23 protein-coding genes are annotated in these 24,129 nt (G+C 41.1%); 14 read left to right on the top strand and 9 right to left on the bottom strand.

Annotation, left to right across the window (positions count from 1 at the left end; all coding sequences use genetic code 11):
• The first annotated feature begins 43 nt into the window (after window positions 1–43).
• From pdhA to HY58_RS06500, 4 genes are read left to right on the top strand one after another with little or no spacing between them, the layout of a single operon-like run.
• Window positions 44–1,039 carry a pyruvate dehydrogenase (acetyl-transferring) E1 component subunit alpha gene (pdhA, locus tag HY58_RS06515; RefSeq protein ID WP_039129459.1) on the top strand — a complete coding sequence of 332 codons (996 nt, stop codon included), beginning with the start codon at window positions 44–46 and terminating at the stop codon, window positions 1,037–1,039.
• A gap of 18 nt (window positions 1,040–1,057) precedes the next feature.
• The gene (locus HY58_RS06510; RefSeq protein WP_039129456.1) at window positions 1,058–1,741 is read left to right on the top strand and encodes a tetratricopeptide repeat protein; all 684 of its coding nucleotides are present in this window, start codon (window positions 1,058–1,060) and stop codon (window positions 1,739–1,741) included.
• A gap of 15 nt (window positions 1,742–1,756) precedes the next feature.
• A complete protein-coding gene (gene ribH, locus HY58_RS06505; RefSeq protein WP_039129454.1) occupies window positions 1,757–2,257 on the top strand; it encodes a 6,7-dimethyl-8-ribityllumazine synthase in 501 nt (166 codons plus the stop codon).
• Between the two features lie 4 nt (window positions 2,258–2,261).
• Entirely contained in the window at window positions 2,262–2,984 is a 723-nt protein-coding gene (locus HY58_RS06500) for a (Fe-S)-binding protein (protein WP_039129452.1), read from the top strand.
• 15 nt (window positions 2,985–2,999) lie between these two features.
• On the opposite strand, the gene HY58_RS06495 is transcribed toward HY58_RS06500, so the two are convergent.
• Complete coding sequence (locus tag HY58_RS06495; protein ID WP_039129449.1) at window positions 3,000–3,572, bottom strand: fasciclin domain-containing protein; 573 nt, start codon at window positions 3,570–3,572, stop codon at window positions 3,000–3,002.
• A gap of 130 nt (window positions 3,573–3,702) precedes the next feature.
• Here HY58_RS06495 and HY58_RS06490 point away from each other — a divergent pair, with 130 nt between their 5' ends.
• The 4 genes from HY58_RS06490 to HY58_RS06475 are packed head-to-tail and all read left to right on the top strand — an operon-like array spanning window position 3,703 to window position 6,771.
• The gene (locus tag HY58_RS06490; RefSeq protein ID WP_039129446.1) at window positions 3,703–4,116 is read left to right on the top strand and encodes an EVE domain-containing protein; all 414 of its coding nucleotides are present in this window, start codon (window positions 3,703–3,705) and stop codon (window positions 4,114–4,116) included.
• A 2-nt stretch (window positions 4,117–4,118) separates the two neighbouring features.
• Window positions 4,119–4,808 carry a Sir2 family NAD-dependent protein deacetylase gene (locus HY58_RS06485; protein ID WP_039129443.1) on the top strand — a complete coding sequence of 230 codons (690 nt, stop codon included), beginning with the start codon at window positions 4,119–4,121 and terminating at the stop codon, window positions 4,806–4,808.
• Window positions 4,809–4,854: 46 nt separating this feature from the next.
• The gene (locus tag HY58_RS06480) at window positions 4,855–6,159 is read left to right on the top strand and encodes a hypothetical protein (RefSeq protein WP_156123598.1); all 1,305 of its coding nucleotides are present in this window, start codon (window positions 4,855–4,857) and stop codon (window positions 6,157–6,159) included.
• A gap of 42 nt (window positions 6,160–6,201) precedes the next feature.
• Window positions 6,202–6,771, top strand: a complete 570-nt coding sequence (locus tag HY58_RS06475; protein ID WP_039129437.1) for a porin family protein — start codon at window positions 6,202–6,204, stop codon at window positions 6,769–6,771.
• 62 nt (window positions 6,772–6,833) lie between these two features.
• Here the strand turns inward: HY58_RS06475 and HY58_RS06470 are convergent, their stop codons facing one another.
• From HY58_RS06470 to HY58_RS06460, 3 genes are read right to left on the bottom strand one after another with little or no spacing between them, the layout of a single operon-like run.
• Window positions 6,834–7,037: a dodecin family protein gene (locus tag HY58_RS06470; RefSeq protein WP_039129435.1), complete on the bottom strand. Its 204-nt coding sequence runs from the start codon at window positions 7,035–7,037 to the stop codon at window positions 6,834–6,836.
• Between the two features lie 24 nt (window positions 7,038–7,061).
• On the bottom strand, window positions 7,062–7,376 hold the full coding sequence (locus HY58_RS06465; RefSeq protein WP_039129432.1) for a hypothetical protein: 315 nt from the start codon (window positions 7,374–7,376) through the stop codon (window positions 7,062–7,064).
• 48 nt (window positions 7,377–7,424) lie between these two features.
• Window positions 7,425–8,312 carry a hypothetical protein gene (locus tag HY58_RS06460; RefSeq protein WP_156123597.1) on the bottom strand — a complete coding sequence of 296 codons (888 nt, stop codon included), beginning with the start codon at window positions 8,310–8,312 and terminating at the stop codon, window positions 7,425–7,427.
• Between the two features lie 212 nt (window positions 8,313–8,524).
• Here HY58_RS06460 and gyrA point away from each other — a divergent pair, with 212 nt between their 5' ends.
• On the top strand, window positions 8,525–11,137 hold the full coding sequence (gene gyrA / locus HY58_RS06455) for a DNA gyrase subunit A (RefSeq protein WP_052323887.1): 2,613 nt from the start codon (window positions 8,525–8,527) through the stop codon (window positions 11,135–11,137).
• 35 nt (window positions 11,138–11,172) lie between these two features.
• Window positions 11,173–12,456 (top strand): lipopolysaccharide assembly protein LapB, encoded by a 1,284-nt coding sequence (locus HY58_RS06450; protein ID WP_039129426.1) that lies wholly within the window; start codon window positions 11,173–11,175, stop codon window positions 12,454–12,456.
• A gap of 248 nt (window positions 12,457–12,704) precedes the next feature.
• Here HY58_RS06450 and HY58_RS06445 read toward each other — a convergent pair whose 3' ends face one another.
• Window positions 12,705–13,976 (bottom strand): NAD(P)/FAD-dependent oxidoreductase, encoded by a 1,272-nt coding sequence (locus tag HY58_RS06445; RefSeq protein WP_039129424.1) that lies wholly within the window; start codon window positions 13,974–13,976, stop codon window positions 12,705–12,707.
• Between the two features lie 68 nt (window positions 13,977–14,044).
• Window positions 14,045–15,277 carry a phosphoglycerate dehydrogenase gene (gene serA / locus HY58_RS06440; protein ID WP_039129423.1) on the bottom strand — a complete coding sequence of 411 codons (1,233 nt, stop codon included), beginning with the start codon at window positions 15,275–15,277 and terminating at the stop codon, window positions 14,045–14,047.
• 139 nt (window positions 15,278–15,416) lie between these two features.
• Between serA and HY58_RS06435 the strand changes: the two genes are divergently transcribed.
• From HY58_RS06435 to HY58_RS06420, 4 genes are read left to right on the top strand one after another with little or no spacing between them, the layout of a single operon-like run.
• A complete protein-coding gene (locus HY58_RS06435; protein WP_156123596.1) occupies window positions 15,417–16,631 on the top strand; it encodes a serine hydrolase in 1,215 nt (404 codons plus the stop codon).
• Window positions 16,632–16,670: 39 nt separating this feature from the next.
• Window positions 16,671–18,176 carry a bifunctional ADP-dependent NAD(P)H-hydrate dehydratase/NAD(P)H-hydrate epimerase gene (locus HY58_RS06430; RefSeq protein ID WP_039129422.1) on the top strand — a complete coding sequence of 502 codons (1,506 nt, stop codon included), beginning with the start codon at window positions 16,671–16,673 and terminating at the stop codon, window positions 18,174–18,176.
• A gap of 7 nt (window positions 18,177–18,183) precedes the next feature.
• Window positions 18,184–19,248, top strand: a complete 1,065-nt coding sequence (locus HY58_RS06425; RefSeq protein WP_039129418.1) for a proline iminopeptidase-family hydrolase — start codon at window positions 18,184–18,186, stop codon at window positions 19,246–19,248.
• Window positions 19,248–20,252 (top strand): sodium:calcium antiporter, encoded by a 1,005-nt coding sequence (locus HY58_RS06420; protein ID WP_039129415.1) that lies wholly within the window; start codon window positions 19,248–19,250, stop codon window positions 20,250–20,252. The genes HY58_RS06425 and HY58_RS06420 overlap by 1 nt, the downstream gene beginning before the upstream one ends.
• Window positions 20,253–20,274: 22 nt before the next feature.
• Here HY58_RS06420 and HY58_RS06415 read toward each other — a convergent pair whose 3' ends face one another.
• The 3 genes from HY58_RS06415 to HY58_RS06405 are packed head-to-tail and all read right to left on the bottom strand — an operon-like array spanning window position 20,275 to window position 24,124.
• Window positions 20,275–21,438 carry an exo-alpha-sialidase gene (locus tag HY58_RS06415; RefSeq protein ID WP_039129412.1) on the bottom strand — a complete coding sequence of 388 codons (1,164 nt, stop codon included), beginning with the start codon at window positions 21,436–21,438 and terminating at the stop codon, window positions 20,275–20,277.
• Window positions 21,439–21,440: 2 nt separating this feature from the next.
• Window positions 21,441–22,940, bottom strand: a complete 1,500-nt coding sequence (locus HY58_RS06410; protein ID WP_052323885.1) for a sialate O-acetylesterase — start codon at window positions 22,938–22,940, stop codon at window positions 21,441–21,443.
• The gene (locus HY58_RS06405) at window positions 22,937–24,124 is read right to left on the bottom strand and encodes an AGE family epimerase/isomerase (protein WP_052323884.1); all 1,188 of its coding nucleotides are present in this window, start codon (window positions 24,122–24,124) and stop codon (window positions 22,937–22,939) included. Before HY58_RS06405 ends, HY58_RS06410 begins: the two co-directional genes overlap by 4 nt.
• Window positions 24,125–24,129: the final 5 nt, after the last annotated feature.

The raw sequence follows: 24,129 nt of genomic DNA, 5'->3' as shown, positions 1-24,129 counted from the left end.
AATTCCCATTTCCCTTATCTTTGCCCGTCTCAAAACTAATCAAGTGGCAACAAAATTTTCAAAGGAGACCTATCTCTACTGGTATGAGCTGATGCAACTTATTCGTCAGTTTGAACTTAAGGCTGAAGAGAAATACAAAATGGAAGGCAAGATCCGTGGATTTTTCCATGCCTATGTAGGGCAGGAAGCCATTGCCGCAGGCTGTATGACTGCTACGAAGCCGGAAGATGCATTCATCACCGCTTATCGCGATCATGGCCTGGCATTGGCTAAGGGCATCAGTGCTAAAGCCTGTATGGCAGAATTGTACGGAAAGGCAACCGGATGCGCAAAAGGAAAGGGAGGAAGTATGCACTTCTTCGGTAAGGAAGAGCGCTTTTTTGGTGGTCATGGTATAGTGGGTGCACAAATTGGTACCGGGGCGGGAATAGCTTTCGCTGAAAAATATAAAGGAACAGACGCTGTTTGCCTTACATTCTTTGGAGATGGAGCCGCACGCCAGGGGATGCTTCACGAGACCTTTAACCTTGCCATGCTTTGGAAACTTCCGGTCATTTTCATCTGCGAAAATAATAATTACGCAATGGGAACTTCTGTAGAAAGAACTTCCAATGTAGTTGATATCTATAAATTAGCCGATGCGTATGAAATGCCTGCTGATTCCATTGATGGAATGAGTGCGGAAGCAGTTCATGAAAGTATCGCACGTGCAGTTAAGCGTGCCCGTGAAGGGGACGGACCAACACTTATCGAGATCAAAACTTATCGTTATAAGGGGCACTCAATTTCTGATCCCCAGAAGTACCGCACTAAAGATGAAGTTGACGAATACAAGCAACGCGATCCTATTGAGCAGGTATTGAAATCAATCTTTGATAATAAATTTGCTACCCAGGAAGAGATTGACGCCATCAATAAACGGGTGGAAGCACAAGTGGAAGAGTCTGTGACATTTGCTGAAGAAAGTCCATGGCCCGACGACAGTGAAGTGCTAAAAGACATTTATGTAGATCAGAACTATCCATTTATTGTTGACTAATTTTCATAACAAACCATCATGGCTGAAACTAAGAATACCCCTGTAGAAAACAAAAGAACAATTGAAGCGGAAGATCGCATAACCGGTTTCTGGCAGAAAAATAGCCGGAATATTATAGTGGGACTGGCAGCAGTGATCATAGTTGCTGGTGGTGTTGCTGCTTATAAATATTTCATAGCCGGACCTAAGCTTCAAAAATCAGATGAGGCCATTTTCCGTGCAGAAAATTATTTCAGGATGGACTCTTTGCAACTTGCATTGAATGGCGATGCGATTAATCCGGGATTTCTGAAGATCATTGACAGGTATAGCGGCACTCCAGCTGCTAATCTTTCTAAATTCTATGCGGGAGCCAGTTACCTTAAACTGGGTGATTTTAAGAATGCCGAAAAATGGCTAAAGGATTTCTCCACTAATTCTGTACAGGTAAATGCAAGAGCAAAGAGCCTGCTTGCTGATGCTTATGCAGAACAAGGTAAGAAAGAAGAAGCTGCCTCGCTTTATATTGAGGCTGCAAATGCCTTCGAAAAAGATGAGTTCAATGCTGCGGAATATCTTTTCAGGGCTGGATATCTGTATGAAAGCCTTGGTAAGAATAAAGAAGCCCTTGATGCATATAAGTCCATAAAGAAAAAATATCCACGCACCGAAAGAGGTTTTGAAATCGATAAATACCTTGCAAGATTGGGCGAAACGAATTAAAAAATTAGAATCAGTATGGCTAGTACAGGCAGTACAGATCTATTAAAGATAGAGGCAGGCATCCTTCCGAAGGATGCCTGTATCGTTATAGTGAAAACCGATTGGAATGCAACTATTACCGGAGAACTTGAGGCAGGTTGTAGAAGGGTTTTTGCATCTAATGAGATCTCTCGTGTTGAAACTATTATTGTTCCCGGTGCCGTTGAAATAGGTTTTGGTATTCGCAGTTACTGGGAGGCGAAAAAATATTGGGATGACAGACCTCATGCGTTTATTGCACTGGGTTGTGTAATTAAAGGGGATACACCACATTTTGAGTTTGTTTGTAAAGCGGTAACAGACAGCGTTGTACAACTTAACCTTACCCTTCCCGTTCCGGTTATTTTCGGCGTTTTAACAGTAAATACAAATGAGCAGGCACTTGAACGAATTGGTGGTATTCATGGCCATAAAGGAGAAGAAGCTGCACTTACTGCTCTAAAAATGATTGCTTTGCAGCGCAGTTTTAAAAAATAAGACTTTGAACGTACAGCTTTTTATACCTTGTTTTGTTGACCAATTGTTTCCAGAAACAGCTTTCAATATGGTGAAAGTGCTTGAAAAGTTGGGCTGTACTGTTAGTTATAATGAAGCGCAGACATGTTGCGGCCAGCCGGCTTTCAATGCTGGTTTCTGGGATGAGAGCAAGATTGTATGTGAGAAATTAGTAAGCGAAATGAAGGGTAGCGATGATTTTATTGTTTCTCCCAGCGCCTCCTGTGCTGGTTTTATCAGGAACTATTATCCCAAGATTTTTGATAATGCCTCCATACATAATGAAGTAAAAGATATACGGTCACGTACATATGAATTCTCTGAATTCCTGGTTAATGTCCTCAAAGTTGAAAAACTAGGTGCAAGCCTTTCTTTAAAAGCAACTTACCATGATTCCTGCGCCGCATTGCGCGAATGCAAAATCAAAGAGGAACCTAGAAAATTGCTTGCTAATGTTGCGGGATTAGAATTAATGGAAATGCAGGATGTTGAAACCTGTTGCGGCTTTGGTGGCACCTTTGCCATTAAATATGAACCCATCTCCATCAGTATGGCCGACCAAAAAGTGACCAATGCATTACAAACTGGTGCAAGTACTATTATATCTACAGATCTTTCCTGCCTGATGCACCTTGACGGATATATAAGGGAGAATAATATTCCCCTCGCTACCATGCATATTGCCGATGTACTGGCCAGTGGATGGTAGGGAGGGGAATGGTAATTATTTACCTTTTGGTAAAGCAACCGCATCAATTACATGAATAACGCCGTTGCTTTGGTTCACATCTGCAATGCTTACTGCAGAGATTCCGCCCATACCATCTTTAAGCATTACCTTGTTTCCCTTAACCATAGCTGTTAGGATGCCGCCATTAACAGTAGTAAGTGTTGCCATACCATTTCCTTCTTTGATCATCTTTAACAGGTCATCGGCATTGATACGACCCTGAACAACATGATAGGTGAGTACACTTGTCAGCATTCCCTTGTTCTCGGGTAACAAAAGCATATCAACTGTTCCTTTTGGTAATTTTTCGAATGCCTTGTTGGTAGGGGCGAATACGGTAAACGGGCCAGCGCTTTGAAGTGTCTCAACCAGACCCGCTGCCTTTACAGCTGCAACAAGTGTTGTATGGTCTTTTGAGTTCACTGCATTTTCAATAATGTTTTTGGAAGGATACATAGGGGCACCACCTACCATTACGGTCTTTTCTTTTGCCATGGTCTGAGCATGGGTAACATTCGAGAGAAATATTGCTGCAAGCATACATGCGCATAGACGGGTCGTTCTCATAAAAATGATTTTATTTTATTGATTGATTAATGGAGATACGCAGGGCTTAAAACTTTAGATTGCATGTTTTGTTATTTTTACCAGCTATTACCAAAGCTTATTAAATTCAACCTGTACCTAAATCTGATATATGTCTTATTGGTTAGTGAAATCCGAACCGTTCAAATACAGTTGGGATCAATTTGTAAAGGATAAAATAACCCATTGGGATGGTGTCCGGAATTATGCAGCGCGCAATAATTTACGCTCAATGAAGAAAGGTGATAAGGTGCTTTTTTATCATAGTAATGAAGGCGTTGAAATTATCGGCATTGCACAGGTGGTTAAGGAAGCTTACCAGGATCCTACAACATCTGATGAGGCCTGGGTTGTGGTTGATCTGAAGCCTGTAAAACGTTTAAAGAAAGCTGTTCCACTTACTATCATAAAATCGGATGCAAGATTAGCTTCCATGGCGCTGGTAAAACTAAGTCGCCTTAGTGTTCAGCCAGTGACTAAGGAAGAATGGGAAACAGTGATGGAATTGGCTAACGAGAAAAAATAAGTATGAAAAAGATTGTGGTGCTGACTGGTGCGGGCATAAGTGCAGAGAGCGGATTGAAAACTTTTCGGGATAGTGATGGACTATGGGAAGGCTATGATATTGAAGAGGTGGCAACACCCAGGGCGTGGAGGCGTGATCCAAAACTTGTGCTTGAATTTTATAATATGCGTCGTCGAAATGTTCTTGAAGCAGTTCCCAATGCAGCACATAACGCACTTGCGGATCTTCAGAATGATTTTGATGTACATATTATCACACAAAATATAGATGACCTTCACGAAAGGGCAGGATCAAAAAAAGTATTGCACCTGCATGGTGAGATCCTGAGCATGAGAAGCGAACATGATCCATTCCTTGTAAGCCGGGTTTCTACCGATATGGAATTTGGAGCGCTTGCTCCTGATGGCTATGCATGGCGTCCTGATATAGTTTGGTTTGAAGAGCCGGTTCCGGCTATAGGTGAGGCTGTACCACTTGTAAGAAGCGCTGATATATTCATTGTTGTCGGCACTTCACTCCTTGTTTATCCTGCTGCAGGTCTGGTGGATTTTGCGCCTTATGATTGTCCGAAATTTATTGTCGATAAAAAGATACCCTCATCGGGTACAATTCATCATCTGGTAAAAATTGAGGCGCCCGCTTCAGAAGGAATGCCAATGCTCGCTGAAAAACTCAGAAAGAGAGAGTTTTAATTTTTTCCTAACAGCCACACTGCCTTTTATAAGTTCTATTTGCAACATGAAACGGTACATATCCCCATTGCTCCTCATGGTTTTTCATTCTTTCTCACTTTCTGCTCAAGATCTGCCTGTTTCCCTTAAAGCACTCAAATCTTTTTCAATAAACCATGCCGATACAGCATCCATAGATAGTTCCGGAAACTCATTATTTAGTTCAAATGGCATTAATTATCTGGCGCCTGTGATTGCCAGGATTAATAGGCCCGACTCCCTGAACAGGCAAAATCTTTTCCAGGCGGCCCTTGAAATGGCCTTTATCAATGAGTATAAAATGAGCCTGCGCTACGAAAAAATGGGATATGATTCAATGCCCCGGGAGGCCTACAGGGAAGCTGATTTATATGTGGATACAATGAAGACGGTAAGTTTTGAGAATGCTGCGCGTTACATCATATCCCGAGCCAGACGCGAGAGGATTGTGATGATAAATGAAGTACCCTATAAGCCTCAGCACCGGGTCTTTGTGGCAAGCCTCTTAGATTCACTTTATCAACAGGGATTCCGATACCTGGCAATGGAAATAATCGGAAATGGGAGAGGAGAAGTTATATCGAAAATCAGTATGCTCAATGGATGGAAAGCTGCCGAACCCATTTCAGGAGAACTTATCCGAATGGCTATAGGCCTGGGGTTTAAAGTAATTCCTTATGAAGATCAAACCCCGGGAAAATATACACCTACAGGGAGGGCAGCCATGGAGGCACAGAAAATTGCCGATATTATCCGGAAAGATAGTTCTGCAAGGATACTTGTTTTATCAGGGATCACTTCTTCCATTGAAAAAGCCCTTGGCGATCAGAATTGGCCGATGGCCTACCAACTGAAACGATTTACAGGGCATGACCCATTAACGATTGATCAAACTGAATTAACTGAAGGAAGTAATTTCGAATATGGAAGGTATTTCTATGAAAAATTAGCTGATCGGATCCAACTAAAAGAAGCAATGATAGCATTCAGGAAAGATAATCCTGTTTCATTACTGGAAAATGATCATTATGATCTGCAGGTTATTCATCCTCGCAGCGGTTCCATAAGAAATAGACCATCCTGGATAGGGATGAATAATAATAGGAAAGAATTTGCAATACGCCCAACTGAAAGAAATATGTTCATGGTACAAGGTTATTATACAAATGAATATTCAGAGGAATCTCTTCCGTTTTTGATTCCCGCCGACCAGACTATAAGCGCTGATACCGATGGTTATTATTATCTCTATTTGAATCCCGGCAAGTATACGTTAGTATATAGGGATATGAATTATCAGATATTAAGTATTAAAGAAATAACAGTTATGTAATGGTTTCTCCTTATTTTCGAGAAACTAAATCAACTGTCATTTATGAAAAAGTTAGTAATCTTTCTTTTTCTGGGTTTCGCGATGACTTCGAATGCTCAGAAATTTCAATTGGGTGCAAAGGGCGGGGTGAATATTAGCAATTATAGCGGAGATGACATTGAGAGCAATGCCCTGGTAGGCTTTCACCTCGGTGCCTTCATTAATCTCATGTTCGGTGAAAATTTATCTCTTCAGCCTCAAGTGCTTTTTTCAACTCAGGGAACCAAGTTTAAAGGTGCCGGTAATGAACAGGATTGGAAAGTGCATTACCTTAATATCCCCATTATGTTGAAATATCGCTTCAATGAAGGCTTTTTTGTGGAAGTTGGTCCACAGATTGGTTTAAAACTCTCTGAAGATCTTGGAGGAGAAACTTCTGAGGATTTAATTAAAAATTCAGATGTTTCCGCCGCGGTTGGATTAGGTTATCACGGAAAAAGCGGCCTTGGTATTGGGGCCAGATTTAATATGGGGCTTTCAAAAATAGCGGACTTCGAATTTGAAGGAGTGAAGCCTGATATTAAGAACAGTGTAATTCAGTTAAGTATTTTTTATACATTATTCAACAAATGAAATAGATAATAAATGTACTCTATATAAAGTAAAAGTCCCGCTTGGCGGGACTTTTACTTTAATTATGACTCCAAACGGAATGATATCTTACATATAAGTCCATAGCTGGAAACTTTTCCATCTTTCACGTGAACTTTAATGTCTTTTACATATACAGAATCAATGTTCCGAATAGTCTTAGAAGCCTCAGCTACAGCATTCTGGATTGCATCATCGATGCTTTTTTCGGAAGAGGCGATAACTTCGATCACTTTTACGATTGGCATATGTATGGTTTTATATATGATAAATTACTGAATTAACTTGATGTTACCCAGTTCCATAGTGTTATTATTATTAATTTGAATATCTGCAAACTGATGATCTTTATAAGGAGCTACGGCATCAATTAGAAGTGTATATTTCCCAGGTTTTACAGATAGATTAAAACTGCTCCCAATGTGGCGGGATTGAATAGTGTCTTTCCCGTTAATTAACCATACGTTGCGTAAAGCCATAGCTGGTACAACCTGGCCTTTGATATTACATACTGTTCTCTCTTTTGCTGCTTCCAGTGTAGTGACTGCTGCAATGGTACCCAATAGTACCCATGTTGATTTGGTCATGATTTCCCTGATTTTTAAATGCTAACGGTAAGGGATGGAGGAAAAACGCTAGTATTCAATGACCGTGCCAAGCCCATTGATACCGATGATGCGGGTGCGGATTGCAACGCCATATTTGCTTTCAGGGACAGCTATTGTGATCGTCTGGGAAGGTTGGATTGATCCAATTAAAAGGTTTTCGGTATGGTGGATCACCTGGTTCTTCTGGATAAAATCAATTGCCACCACTACATCTTGCAGAGGTTTAGCGCTGGTATTGGTAACAGAAAGTTTAAGGCCTGATATCCCTCCAAAAAGGCCAACTGAGTAATCGGATTTCACTATTGTCAGATGCCTCTTAAGGGAAGCAAATTCAAGAACCGGGTTGGGTGGGATTGTAAATAAGTTATTATCTGAATTATTATTTCCCGGCATATTTGCAACCATGGATGCCATCTCGGGAACTATATTATCCCGGCTCTCATTGTTTTTTTGTTGTGATCGTTTTCCGGAGGTGCCGAAGTAGATACCAAAAGAAAGAAGTAGTATAAGTGCACCGGCAATGTATATTCGGTTTCCCTGCTTTTCTGAATGATTCTGATGGCTTAATTGACTTTCGAGGCTCTCTGTTACATTGGCTGAAAACACGCCTTCATCTGTAGCGCCGGATGTTATTTCCCTGGCTGGAAGAATGACCGAAACATATTTTCGAGTATATGTTCCCAATTGTGACCTTGGCCAGGATGAATTTTCATGGTGGTGAACAGTGCTATAGAGGTCATCTTCAGCTACTGGTGCGTAAGCCACAAGTTCTTCAAATTCACAGGGGTATTTCCATGATGCACTTTTCCCTTCGGACCAAACAAGGTCGTAGGCTTTAAGTTGCAACCGGACCAACTCTTCAAAAGAATATGGTCCGGATTCAATGTTATTTCGCAACAATCTATACTGTTGCATAGCCATCATTTTTGTAGTTATAAATCAGGCAAGACTGTAAAATATCCCGGACTATAAATGTACAAAAAAGCCTTGGTACCGAAGGTGGAAAAAATGGGTTTAAAATGGTCATTTTGTTAAGGTTTTAAGGCTTAAAAATGGTAGATTTGCCAACCTTTTGGGAAGCTATTTTCACAACAATCAAATACCGCACCGGCGGTTAAATATTAAGCATGGAAGAAAATCTGACGCCACTGGAAACAAACGACTCCAACCGCATCGTCCAGATCAATATTGAAGAACAGATGAAAACGGCCTATATCGATTATTCGATGTCGGTTATTGTTGGTCGCGCACTTCCCGATGTTAGGGATGGACTGAAGCCGGTTCACCGCCGTATTCTTTTTGCGATGAACGATCTGGGTATGTCTTTTAATAAGCCCTTTAAAAAATCAGCGCGTATTGTTGGAGAAGTATTGGGTAAGTACCATCCACACGGAGATTCTTCTGTATATGATGCCATTGTGAGGATGGCACAGGAGTGGAGTATGCGTCACACACTGGTTGATGGCCAGGGAAACTTTGGTAGCCAGGACGGTGATGGCCCGGCCGCAATGCGATACACTGAGGTTAGGATGCAACGGATCGGGGAAGCGATGCTTCAGGATATTGAGAAAGATACCGTTGACTTCCAGTTAAACTTTGATGACTCACTTCAGGAACCAACGGTTTTGCCAACCCGCATTCCACAGTTGTTGGTGAATGGTTCAACTGGTATTGCCGTAGGGATGGCTACTAATATGATGCCGCATAACCTGGGTGAAGTTGTTGATGGTTGTATTGCATATATTGATAATCGTGAGCTCACTGCAGAAGATCTGATCAAATATGTAAAAGCTCCGGATTTTCCAACCGGTGGAACAATTTGGGGAATGGATGGGGTAAGGCAGGGATTGCTCACCGGCAGAGGCAGGGTAGTGCTGCGGGGCAAAATGCATGTTGATACTAAACCCAGCGGGCGTGAGCAGATAATAATCACTGAAGTTCCTTACCAGGTGAACCGGGATGCACTTTGTGATAAGATCGGACAGCTGGTAGTTGGAAAAGTAATTGAAGGCATTGCGCATGTCAACAACGAATCAAACCAGAAAGAAGGTACGCGTATCGTTATTGACTTGAAAAGAGATGCCGTAGCCAACGTGGTTATAAATATGTTGTTCAAATTCACTGAACTGCAAACTTCATTTGGTATTAATAATGTGGCATTGGTAAAAGGTCGTCCCAAGACACTTAACCTAAAGGAACTGATCCATGAATTTGTTGAGTTCAGGCATGAAGTGGTCGTTCGGCGTACAAAGTTTGAACTGAAAGAGGCCCAGAAACGAGCTCATTTATTGCTTGGTTACCTGATTGCTCTTGATCATCTGGATGAAGTAATAGCACTGATAAGAAGTTCTGCAACTCCCGACATTGCCAAAGAAAACCTGGTAAATGCCGGATGGGGCCTGGATGAAATACAAGCTAAAGCAATCCTTGAATTGAGATTACAGAGGCTTACTGGTATGGAGCGCGACAAGATCCGGGAAGAATATGATGAACTGATGAAACTTATCACGCATTTGCAGGAATTGCTTTCGAATGAAGGAATGCGTTATGATGTTATAAAAACGGAACTACTTGAGGTTAAGGAAAAGTTTGCAACACCTCGTAAATCAGAGATTACATACCTGGCAGATGAAATGAATATCCTTGATTTCATTGCTGAAGAAGATGTAGTTATTACGATTTCCCATCTCGGTTATATCAAAAGAACCTCCGCCACAGAATACCGTCAACAACGCCGCGGAGGCAGGGGGGCAATTGGAGGTAAAACCAGGGACGAGGATTTTATAGAGCATATTTTGGTTGCATCAACACACCATAGTTTGATATTCTTTACGGAGAAGGGAAGATGTCATTGGATGAAGGTTTATGAAGTGCCTGAAGGAGAGAAGAATAGTAAAGGCCGTGCCATTCAGAATCTAATGCAGCTGCCCCCGGATGACAAGGTTCGGGCAATTATTGATGTGGCTAACCTGGATGATAAGGATTTTGTCCAGAGTCATTATATTGTACTTTGTACTAAGCAGGGCATTATTAAAAAGACCCTCCTTGAAGATTTTAGCAGGCCGCGTCAAACTGGCGTAAATGCTATCACCATTGTTGAGGGCGACCAGTTGCTTGATGCCCGCATGACCGATGGGAGCAGTGAGATCATGATGGCGGTTAAAAGCGGTAGAGCGATCCGATTCCCGGAATCCAAGGTGCGTCCAACAGGCCGTGGAGCAATTGGCGTTACCGGTATCGAAGTGGATGAAAAAAATGATGAAGTTATTGGTATGATTTGTGTCAAAAAGGACGATATTGAAAAAACTGTCCTCGTGGTAAGTGAAAAAGGATTTGGTAAGCGTACTGAGATTGATGAATACAGAATTACAAATCGAGGCGGTAAGGGTGTCAAAACAATCAATGTCACCGATAAGACAGGCCCGCTGGTGGGTATTTTGGATGTAACTGAGAAAGAGGATCTGATGATTACTTGTAAGAGTGGATTGACGATCAGGACCTCCATTGCAGATATCCGTGCAGCAGGAAGAGCCACCCAGGGTGTTAAACTTATTAGTCTCCAGGGAGCGGATGAAATTGCGGCAATTACTAAGCTTGACGAGGTGGAAGATATTCCGGCAGTAGAAAGTGAAGGAAATGTGAATGCTTTTGTTGAAGGAAGCTCTGACACAACCAATCAGGCAGGAAATCCATCTAATGACGCGGAGAATACCGGTGAAGAAGAACCTCAAAACAATTAATTATTTTTAAAACCTTCAAACATAAAAATAGTCTGATGAAAAGATTCCTACTTACGACGTTGCTTGCAAGTGCCATTCTGGGTGCATCAGCGCAGAACCTGGAAAAGATAAAGGACCAGGTTAAGAAGAAAAATTATACTGAAGCAAAAACCCAGATTGACCAGTTCCTGGCAAATGAAAAAAATGCCAAGAATTCGGAAGCATTGTATACAAAGGCCAAGATCTATAACGAGATTGCTCAGGATCCTGCTTTAGCGGCGAGCAATCCGGATGCACGGTGGACAGCATTTGAAACACTGAAGCAGTATGTCGCTTCTGATGAAAAAGGCGAAGTAGTATTGCTGCAACTGGATAATTACAAACCTCTGATGGATATGTACCAGGGTTACTTTAAAGCAGGGGCAGAAGATTATAATGCCAATCGCTTTGAGCCGGCATACGGCAATTTCAAGAATTGCCTGGCGGTGAGTGAGTACATGGCTGAAAAAAAATGGAGCAACGTTGCCCTCGACACAACGGTTGTGCTTTATGCCGGCATTAGTGCAGAAAAGTCTGGTAAGCGTGACGACGCGGCCCTCTATTACGGTAAACTTGCTGAAGCGAAGGTTAGCGGAGAAGGTATGGTAGAAATCTACAAATGGTTGGTGGATCATCATTATAATCAGAAAAAAGACCCTGCTGCAGCAAGTAAGTATCTGGAACTCGGTAAATCAATTTACCCGACAGATCCATTCTGGGCTGCCTTTGACCTTGATATGGCCCGCGATAATGGTGATAAAAAAGTCCTTTTTGAAAAATACAGATCCGTTTTAGCCGCTGATCCAAATAATACTTCAATCCGGTATAATTATGCCGTTGAATTATACCAGGAAGGCTACAAGCCGGATGTTGCTCAGCGCCCTGCAGACGCCGACCAACTGATAGCGCAAGCAAAGGAAAACCTGGAAAAAGTCATTGAATTGAAGCCGGATTATGCTGCTGCATATTTAGTTCTTGGACAAATTCAGTATAACCAGGGGGTTGATTATAACAATCAAAATAAAGCTATCCGTCCTCCGGCAGGTGGTAAACTCAAGCCAGAAGAACTTAAGAAAAAGGAAGAACTTCGTGGATTGATCGCTCAAAAATTCGATGCTGCAGTGCCTCATTTTGAAAAAGTAGATGAACTGTTGGGCTCACAGGGTAAATTAAAAATGGATGATAAGGGATATCTTAAAGATGCCTATGATCTCCTTATAACCATTTATGACAATAAAGGGAATAAGGAGAAGGTAAAGTTCTATGAAGAGAAGTTTAACAACGTTGATAAAGTCCACTAATACATTTTTATAGAATAAAAGCCGTCTCTTACGAGACGGTTTTTTTTTATTAATTTACTGATCAACATGTATTTATTGAATACTTTGATTGTTTTATAACACTTAGAGTATAGGTTTTTTTTATTATTGGAGAATGCATTTTCCGCAGGATATGCAATATTTAATGACCTTATTTCCGAACTCCAAGTAGACTATAATTTATATTATGTTAAATAGTATTATCCTTGATGCAGGTGATCACTCTTCTCTTAAGCTTCGGCAGGCTCTTTATGGAACTCTCTAAAAATAAGGCGTAGTGACTGGTCATAGGTCATATAATTGTATAACCAGTTGATAAATACAAATAGCCGGTTTTTAACCCCCAGTATCAACATCAGGTGAAGGGCCATCCAAACTAACCAGGCAAGGAAACCTCCAAAATGTAATTTAGGCTTTGGAATATCAACAACTGCCAGATTTCTTCCAACAGTAGCCATGGATCCCTTGTCTTTATATTCAAAAGATTTCAGATCCCCTTTTCCTTGTAATATACGGTTCAGATTATAAGCAATGTTCTCAGCTTGTTGCATAGCAACTGGTGCAACCTGGGGATGCCCATTTGGGTAGTCTTCCTTAGGCATCAAAGCGATATCACCTACCGCAAAAACATTCTCTAATCCATTGATCCTATTATAGATATCAACAGGTAACCGGTTCCCTCGCTGAGGTAGTACATTTTCCAATCCGGCAGGTATATGCCCCCGAATCCCTGCAGCCCATATAACTGTAGCTGTGGGTATTGAATTTCCATCCTTACTACTCAGATTTCTTCCGTCATAACCTGCAACCTGTGTATTAAGTAATAATGTTACCCCTAATTTTGAAAGGTACCTAGCCGCCTGTTCTGAACTCTCTGCACCCATTGTAGAAAGCACTTTGCCTGAGCCCTCTACAAGATAAATGTTCATGTTGCCGAAATCCAACTCCGGATAATCTTTAGGCAGAACATAATTTTTCATTTCAGCAATTGCACCAGAAACTTCTACACCTGTTGCCCCTCCACCTACCACAACCACATTTAATAGTCTTTGAAGTTCATCCGGGTCATTTTCGGTAACCGCCGCTTCCAGGTTCTCCATCAACCGATGTCTTATTTGAAGAGCTTCAACGGTTGATTTCATTGAGAAGGCGTGGGTTTCAATTTCTTTGTTTCCAAAGAAATTGGTACCTGCCCCCGTGGCAATAACCAGGGTGTCATATGGGATTGGACCTGAATCTGTGATGACAGTTTTGGCTTCAGTATCAATCCTTTCTATGTTGGCTAACCTTATCCGAACATTCTTACTATTGTGAAATACCTTCCTTAAAGGAAAGGAAATATTGCTGGCATCCAGCCCGGCCGTGGCAACCTGGTAAAACAATGGTTGGAACTGATGATAATTAAACCTGTCAACCAATGTTACCTCGAACCCATTTTTGTTATTTAATTCTCTTGCTAAACGGAGTCCACCGAATCCCGCTCCTGCTATTACCACTTTCATTTTATCTGTTTTAGAAACATTTTACGGTTAGCGCAAAATGCAGGCCGCATATGGAATTTGCCGGTATCTTAATAAAGGAGGCGTACTTTAATAGTATCCTTTACATCTTTCAATAATTTTTGAGCCTGGCTTGATAATTTTTTGTCGACGTCAAGCACTACATATCCGATCTCTTCATTCGTTTTGAGATACTGACCCACAATATTGATTTTATGCCTCGATAATTCAGTATTTATTGCAGAAAGTACCCCGGGAACATTTCGGTGAATATGCAAAATACGGTGAGTTGATTCCTGCGGCGGAAGACTAAGCTCCGGCACAGTCAATGAGCCGTAACTATTTCCCATTTCCAGATACTGAAACAACTTCATGCTAACATCTTCCCCAATATTTTGCTGCGCCTCTTCGGTTGATCCACCGATATGCGGGGTAAGGATAACATTGGGTAGATCCTGAAGAGGACTTTGAAATCTCTCTCCGTTTTTTTCTGGTTCCCACGGAAAAACGTCAATTGCGGCTCCACTTAATTGTCCTTCCACCAAATATTTGCGGAGGGCATCCAGATCTACTACTTCCCCCCTTGCATAGTTCAGTAAAATGCTGCCATTTTTGAAATATTTCAGGATAGATTTGTTGATCATGTTTTTTGTCTGGTTCGTATCTGGTACATGCAGGGTTATTATATCAGATTCAGATACCAGTTCCTTAAGAGATTTGCAGGGGATAGCATTTCCCAGGGGAAGTTTAGTCAAAATATCATAATACTTAACCTTCATCCCCATTGCTTCTGCCATAATGCTTACCTGGGTGCCAATATTTCCGTATCCAATGATTCCCAATGTTTTACCTCTTAATTCATAGCTACCTTTAGCATCTTTCATCCAAATTCCTTCATGGGCTGATTTATTTTTATCTGGTATACGGCGTATCAGCATAATTGAAAGTCCGATCACGAGTTCAGCTACTGATCTGGTATTTGAATAGGGTGCATTGAACACAGCGATTCCTTTTTTGGTAGCAGCCTTAAGATCGATCTGGTTTGTACCGATGCAAAAAGCACCAATTGCCTGCAACTTGGTTGCAGCTTCAAGCACTTTCTCTGTTACAATAGTCTTGGAGCGGATACCCAATAAATGGATGTCTTTGATTTCGCGTATAAGATCGGCTTCTGATAAAGCGCCTGTTAGCTTTCTTACCGAAGCGTATCCCTTCTGTTGAAAATTTTTAACTGCTTTGTCGCTAATGTTTTCGAGGAATAAAATGTTGATTTTGTCTTTTGGATAACTGGTTGTTGGTTCCATATTTTTTGCTTGCTATGTACAAATATCCCTGATTTAGCCCATAATTCCTTGCAGGAAAATACCTTGCGGCATAAGATTTGCCTATCCCAATGCGTTATATTTGTCAAATCCATATCCTTACCAGATAAAAAACAATGTATTGAAAAACAGATTAGTACAATTGATTCTGCTAAGTGCAGTACTATATGGCTGCCGTGAACAAGCTGGCAAAAAAATTGCCAGTGATGCTGCTACCCAGCCCCCTGTAGAAGTTTTTCAGGTTGGGTATGCCGATAAAATGACGGCTATTAAATACGAATCTGCCATTAATACTTTTTTTAACCGGAATTTAGGTGCAAGAGGGTTTAATGGTTCCTGGCTGGTTGCAAAGGATGGTGAGATTATTTCTGAAGGATACAAAGGTTATCGCGATCCCCTGCAGAAAGACAGTGTACTGACCTCAACTGATGCCTTTCACCTCGCTTCAGTGTCAAAAACCTTCACGGCAATGGCAGTCCTTAAACTATGGGAAGAGGGCAAATTGTCATTGGATGCAGATCTTTCTACATTTTTTGATGAATTTCCATACCCCGGCACCACCGTCAAGATGTTGCTTAACCATCGAAGTGGTCTACCCAATTATACCAATTACCTCGATGTTTATAAGTGGGATAAAAAAAAGCAGGCAACAAATCTTGATGTTCTAACTACGCTCTACACCCTTAAGCCGGGATTACAATTTCCAACTGGCAAACGCTTTAGTTATTGTAACACTAATTATGCCCTGCTGGCTCTTATTATTGAAAAAGTTTCTGGTCAAACATACCATGATTATCTGACAAATACATTTTTCCGTCCACTCCAAATGAATGACACTTATGTGTTTCGCGAGGTGGATTTTGAACGTTCTCTCCCGTCTTTCGAATGGAATAACCGGAAATATGGCCTTGAATTCATGGATCTGGTTTATGGTGATAAGAATATTTACAGTACTGTTCGCGACATGCTCAAATGGGACCAGGCGCTTTATAGCAATAAGCTATTCAAAGATTCAACTCTATTAGCTGCATTTTCGGGATACAGTTATGAAAAGGCAGGAACACGTAATTATGGACTGGGCTGGCGTTTAACCGAAGTGGAAAATGGAAAGAAAATCGTTTATCATAATGGTTGGTGGCATGGTAACAACACTGTTTTTATAAGGCTTCCTGAAGAGAATGCAACTATCATTGTTCTTGGTAATAAATTCAATAGAGGAATTTACAAGGCAAAGCAACTCTGTGATCTTTTTGGAGATTACCGCCAAAGTAATAATCGCTTCCAGGATAAGGAAACGGAGAACAACGAGACAATGGTTGGCGGCGGCTCCAATTAAAGCAAACAATTCACTACATTCTTTTTTGTACATTTCGGTATGGTAGTGTTATCAGCCGAACAAGTTCATGGTTGGGATAATTTCACCATGGACAAGGAATCAATTGCTTCCATTGATCTGATGGAAAGAGCCTCTTTAAGGTGCGTTGAATGGATTGAATCTAGTGGGCTATTAAATCATCAATTTGCTGTTTACTGTGGTAAAGGCAATAATGGAGGTGATGGACTTGCCATAGGTCGACTATTACATGAAAAAGGATGCCAGGTTGAAATTTATATTCTTGAGTTTGGGCATTTGGGCACACATGATTTTCAACATAACCTGCAAAGGCTTCATACTCTGCCAGTAAATATCCACTTCCTTCAGCCCGGCACCAAACTTCCGGATATTCCTGATGAAACCATTGTTGTTGATGCCTTACTTGGTACTGGAATCAATCGCGCTGCAGATGGTTTAATGGCCGCCATCATTCAACATATCAATGCCTCAAAGAATATTGTTATCAGTATTGATCTGCCAAGCGGTATGTTTTGTGATTTAGCCACCATTCCAAATGCATGTATCAATGCAACTGTAACACTGAGTTTCCAGTGTTACAAACTAGCCTTCCTTGTTGCAGAAAATGCTTCATTTTTTGGAAGACTTTTCATTTTGGATATTGGTCTGGCAGATGAATATTTATCATCAATAACACCGGAGTATGAGTTGATGGACATTGTTATCGCATCTGGGATAATCAGGCCCCGACCACCTTTTGCACATAAAGGAAATTTCGGTCACGCCTTATTGTTTGCTGGCTCAGAAGGTAAAATGGGTGCTGCTATTCTTGCGGCTAAAGCATGTCTCCGAACCGGCGCAGCTCTCTTAACCTGTATGGTGCCACAGGATGGATTGGCAATCATACAAACAGCCCTGCCAGAGTCCATGGCCATTGTTGCTTCCAAAACCGATGCTTCTCTTCCCCTACCCTCCCTCGATATGTATACTATTATTGGTGCTGGCCCGGGAATTGGTATTGGTGAATCAAGTGCTAAACATCTGCATGAAATTTTAAAGGCATCTACAATACCTATGGTGATAGATGCCGATGCTCTGAATATTCTTTCTAAGAATGCAGAATGGCTAAATTTGCTTCAACCATTTTCAATTCTTACACCTCATCCAAAAGAGTTTGATCGGATTGCAGGATTACATGATTCCGATTTTGCACGTATAGCCACTGCCAGAAGATTAGCTAAAAAGTATCAGCTTATAATAATACTAAAAGGTCACAGGACCCTGATTGCCATGCCAGGAGGGCGCGCGTGGTTTAATACAAGCGGGAATGCCTCCATGGCAAAAGGGGGAAGCGGGGATGTGCTAACGGGAATGATTACCGGCTTACTTTCGAGAGGTTATGCACCAGAACAAGCAGCCCTGCTGGGAGTTTATCTACACGGACTTGCTGGTGAACTTGCAAGCGATATTCATGGGGTGGAATCTGTGCTGGCAAGTGATATAGTTGAAAATATCGGTAAGGCTTTTCAGGCATTAGAAAACAAATAACATTTATATGAAACTATCCTTTCCCAAGGTCCTATCAAGTTTAATGATCCTGAGCCTTTTTTCAGGCTCATGCCAAACCAACGAAAGTCAGGCACCTAAAGAAACAGACAATAAGAACTATTTTTTATCCAGCGAAGAAGGCGTAAGAACAGGTGGAGTAAAAGTTATTCCGATCGAAACCCCAAAAGGCCGCTTCAATGTATGGACGAAGCGTTTTGGGAATAATCCCAGGATCAGGTTATTACTATTGAATGGAGGTCCGGGTGCAACCCACGAGTATTTTGAGTGTTTCGAAAGTTATCTGCCAGCGGAGCAGATCGAATTCATTTATTATGATCAATTGGGCTGCGGCAATTCTGACAATCCCAATGATACGGCTATGTGGGACCTTGCACGTTATGTTGAAGAAGTAGAACAAGTTCGTAAAGCGCTTGATCTGGATAAGGATAATTTTTATTTGCTTGGTCATAGTTGGGGTGGAATTCTTGCAATGGAATATGCATTGAAATATCAGGATCAATTAAAGGGCCTGATAATTTCGAATATGATGTCAAGCTGTCCGGATTATGGTAAGTATGCCGATGAAGTACTTGCAGCTCAAATGGATCCGAAAGTACTGGATAGCATTCGGGCAATTGAATCGCGGGGTGACTTTTCAAACCCTCGTTACATGGAATTATTGATGCCAAATTTTTATGCAAAACATGTTTGCCGGCTACCGATGGATAAGTGGCCTGAACCCATGACAAGATCCTTAGGTAAAACCAATCAATCACTTTACGTAACCATGCAGGGGCCAAGTGAATTTGGCATAGCTGGAAAGTTAGAGAAATGGGATCGGAAGGCTGACCTTTCCCGGCTAACTATACCTGTTATGACAATTGGTGCAAAGCATGATACAATGGATCCCGAGCACATGAAATGGATGGCCGGCCAGGTTCAGAACGGCACTTATCTTTATTGCCCTAATGGAAGCCATATGAGTATGTATGATGATCAGGAAACCTATATCAACGGTTTAATTAAATTTTTGAAAGGAGTTGATGCTGGTAAGAATAAAAATATTCTTTGATGGAATATTTACTCGCTTTTGGCGGATTCTTTGTTTGTTGTATAATTATTTTTTTTGCAGGAAGAAAGCTGTCCTGGTACGGTGATAAAATCGCTGAAATAACAGGATGGGGTAAAGCGTGGGTTGGACTGATTTTAATGGCCTCTGTTACCTCATTACCAGAATTAATGGTTGGTATAAGTTCATCTGCAATTGTTGAGGCCCCAGATCTTGCCGTAGGTGATATATTAGGTAGCTGTGCGTTTAATCTCCTTATCCTGGCCGCAATGGATGCATTTGTTCCTGACCATAAACCTATCTTCAGTATTGCTTCTGCCTCGCATATACTTGCAGCGGCCCTAGGGATTATTCTGGTATCCATGGTTGGCTTCGCTCTGTTCTTACCAAATGAATACAGACTATCTAGTTGGATAGGTATATCCAGCCTACTTTTCACGACGATTTATTTATCATCAATGCGAATTATCTACCTCTTTGAACAGAAGAAGCAGGAATTGATAGGACCTGATCCACCCAAAACGATAGAACATGGTTTATCTTTAAATCAGGCGTGGAAAGCATATGTTTTTTATGCAGTAATTATTGTGGTAACTGCTCTCGCATTACCATGGTTTGCTGAAAAAATATCCACATTAACTGGATTGAAGGAGTCTTTTGTGGGCACAGTATTCCTTGCTATATCAACATCTCTGCCAGAGGTTGCAGTCTCTATCGCGAGCGTACGAATGGGGGCAATTGATCTTGCCGTTGGGAATTTACTCGGATCAAATCTCTTTAATATTTTCATCCTTGCAATCGACGATATCTTTTACACCAAGGGTCTTCTTCTCAAAGATGCGTCCGATTCGCACATCAGTTCCGTTTTATCCGTTATTATTATGTCAGCGATCGTGGTAATCGGTCTTACTTATCGGATCAAAGGAAAACGATACTTTCTGGCATGGGATGCAGCATTGATTTTGATTGTATATATTGTAAATATGATAATCCTTTTGAACCAATAATTTTTGTATTTAATTTATCGGGTCACCACTTTATAATTTTAAATACAATCCTGGAATAATTTTCTTTTTCATAAAGCACACCGATCTTCTTTCTTGATAATTTAACAAGGTCGGAATAGGCTGTAAAATCTCTTTGTTTATCATTGTTACTCTTATCTACAACAATACTTTTTGAATATTGAAGTCCATCATTATAACTGATCCGTAATGTTAGATTATCCCTTCTTCTGGTGTCGGCTGCGTTGCAAAATGCTATGATATTCTTTCCTTTCTTTTTACCAACAGTGAGGATGCTTCCCTGATTAACCGGATCTGGAAGATTGGTATCAAAATAAGTAGTATCCCAGCTTTCACCACCATTGCTGCTTATACTAACAATACGTGCACGGATATCACCCTGCTGATTTCGTGAGTTCATCATTAGTTTGTCGCCAGACATTTCTGTTGCCATAGATTCATTTCCTCCCGGCGTACTCACTGTTTGGGATAGCCGGAAACTGCTGCCATGGTCATCTGTGAAGAAACCGTGTGCCTTATAATCCTCCGCTTTTGGTAGCGGATCTCCCGCGGAATGATTTGCTGCCACAAAAATCCTTCCTTTGTACTTTCCTGAACCAAATTGCATAGCGTGTCCGGGTGTATTTGCATAACTTCTCCAATCTTCAGAAAAATTATATGATGGATTCAATTGTGGCTGCCTGGGGCGATGTGTCTGTACAGTGATGTTAACAGGCTCTGACCATGTTAGTCCGCCATCCGTTGAAGTCTTGTACCATACCTCCCTAAATCCATTACCTTTTCTTACCTCCCCTTCATGGTTATTGCCCGTATTGTAAAACAAGAAAATTCTGCCTCCTGGAAAAGCAGGATCATAAAGGTCAACTACAGGTGCGGGATTTCCTGCCTGCATCTGATCGTAGTCCACAACAGTTTGAAGAGCGCTCCAGCTTTTGCCTTTATCAGTACTTTTCTTTAATACAATATTGATATCGCCAAAATCTCCCGCATTGTTTACCCGCCCCTCGGCAAACGCAAGTAAGCTGCCGTCAGGAAGTTTTATAATTGCCGGGATACGATAACTCTTATGTCCCTCATTGCCGGAAACAAAAACAGGAACTGCTTTATCTTGTGCAAAAGACTGAAGGGAGAACAAAACGATAAATATTGAGAAGATAACCTTAACCATGATTATTTGATTTTTACTTTAAATGTTGATGCAGGAAGCTTTTCGCTATTCACGAGATTGCCGTCACTAAATGGTTTCCAGCCATAATAGATATATTCTGGTTTGAAGTTAACGCTGACGATGATTTTCTTATTAATAATTAAAGCCTGAACTTCATTGATGCCATCCACAGAAAAACCACGTAGGCCCTTTCCATCAGAAGTTTGAAGGCCTTTTAGCGCATGTTTGAATCGCAGAATGACTTTACCTTTCTTGTACTTCACATGTGTGGGTTTTGGACCTGAATATTCAATATCCCTATGCCCATAATGAAAGTGTAATGCCAGCTTTGAAAGCCTCTCCCCTACCGTTTTCTTATCTCTTGGATGCACATCATTTCGTGCTCCGATATCACTGCTTACTGCCATGCCTCCATACTTCACTTCGTCGGATAACTTACGTTGTTCATCACGGAACAAAGGCCAGTAGGTTGATCCGTAATTAGTGGTATCAATAGAGGATAGCTGAACCCAGTAAAATGGCAACGCAGGCTGATTAAATGTATTTCGATAATCATTGATCATAAGGTTCATCAGGCTCCGGTATTCAAGAACCCGCGACATTTCCAATGAATTTGTTTCACCCTGGTATAAGATAACGCCTGCAATAGGATAGTGCTTTATCGGTAAAATACCCGCCTCATAAGCAAATCCAGGTTTGTAAGGATGGTTTGGACCATCTGGTTGTACATTCGCTTTTTCAACAGTACTATTCTGAAAGCCGCGTTCCCTTGACCATGCAGGTAATTCATGGTTATATAACCAGTTACCTTTGATCTTCCTGCTAAACAATGAATCTGAAGACAATGCTTTTCTACTGATAAAAGTTTCCAGAGGTGCACCTCCTATGGACAGATTAATGAGCCCGATAGGGATGCTTTCTTTTCTTGTAAGTTCTTTTGCAAAGTAATATCCGATAGCACTCATATTCTTTACTGTATTGCTATCGCATTGTTCCCAATTACCCTGATAGAAATCTTCCGTATTCATCTTTTTCATGATGGAATCTGAAAACGGAATTCCATAAATTCCTTTCCCTGCATATACAGGATTGTAGAATCTTATAAGAGGTTGATCTGTTATATTTATTTCCTCCCTATAGAACTTGTCCTTTGAAAACGGCCATTCCATATTTGATTGACCAGTACATAGCCATATATCCCCAATGAGTAGATTGTTTAAATAGGTACTGTCATTTTCTGATCGGATTATGACCTTTGAAGGCAAAGTGCTTGCTTTTTGTGGAGGGAATTCAATCACCCAGGTAGAGTCAATACCAGTTAGGGTCGTCTGTTCTTTATTCAGGAATTTTATGGTGACTCTTTTACCCGGCAGCGCCCGTCCCCTGAAATTAATTGGATGGTTCCTTTGCAATACCATATTATCAGAAAAGAATTCATCAATCTGTAATTGTGAAAAGGAGATAAATGGTGTCAGCAATAAAAGGAATAAAAACTTTATCATGATTGCTGGAGGTGTTCATTGAGTATCTGAGTGCAAATCCATTCCTGTCGGGGTAGGTGAAAAGGACCTTTAAAGAGATTTCCCTTTGCTGTTTGGGCAATTGTTCCATCTCTATGTAAGTATCCAAACCATTCTCCGTTTTCCCTGTCATGAAATTTGTTATAGGCATAATCATGAACCATTTTATGCCATTGAGCATATTTTGCATTTCCTGTCATCAGGAAAGCAAGTAGTGTAGCGATGATTGTTTCATTATGAGGCCACCAGAATTTCATGTCCTGCCAGTATTCCTGTACCGGTTTATTATAAACATCTCTGTAATATAATATCCCGCCATATTCTTTATCCCATCCCCTCTCCCACATGTAATCCAACATACGGCAACCGAGAGAAATAAGATGAGGATCATTATTGCGCTTTCGGGCTTCATAAAGTATGAACCACGCCCCTTCAATAGCATGCCCGGGATTAAGTGTTCGGCCATCAATGTGGTCAATAATACTGCCATCTGGGGCAACCTGCTCCATCACACATTTTATATCATCCTTTACAAATTTTTCTTCTATCTGACTTATCCAGGTACTAATCCATTCATCACAACGATCGTCGCCAATCGTTTCCCGAAGTTGCTGAGCAGTATTCATCATGATCATTGGTACACCGATACCAATGGTAGGACGGGTATCAAAATATTTAGGTTGTAGCAGGCCCTTGGTTGTTGCATATTCAATACACTTACCGAAAAGGAATCTGGATTTACTTGCCGCTTCAACGTCACCGCTTGCAAGCGAATAGGCGGCCATGGCAATTACTGCGAATGTTTCTGAAAAAAAATATCGACGTTTACGAATAGGTCTTCCATCTCTCGTTGTATGGAAGAACATCTGGCCATCCGTATCGAAGCAATGCTTTACCAGGAATTCATAACCCAGCTTTGCCCCATATAACCATTCCTGCTTTTTCTCAATAGTGTTGTATAGTGTAGAAAGCAGCCAGGTGGCACGTCCCTGAATCCAAACCGCTTTATCATCATCTATCAAACTCCCATCGTGATCTCTCATAAGTAGAAATCCACCTTGCTCATGGTCATAGGATCTGGGAAACCAAAAGGGAACGGTATCATCCAGCAATTGACTGGAATAAAAGTTCTTCAGCTCTAGTAATTCCTGTTTAGAGTATGACATCGTTG

The organism is Flavihumibacter sp. ZG627, assembly GCF_000814325.1.
In the GTDB taxonomy this organism is placed as follows: Bacteria; Bacteroidota; Bacteroidia; order Chitinophagales; family Chitinophagaceae; genus Flavihumibacter.
The sequence above is the reverse complement of the archived record's forward strand: the minus strand, read 5'-3'. Positions and strand labels throughout refer to the sequence as shown.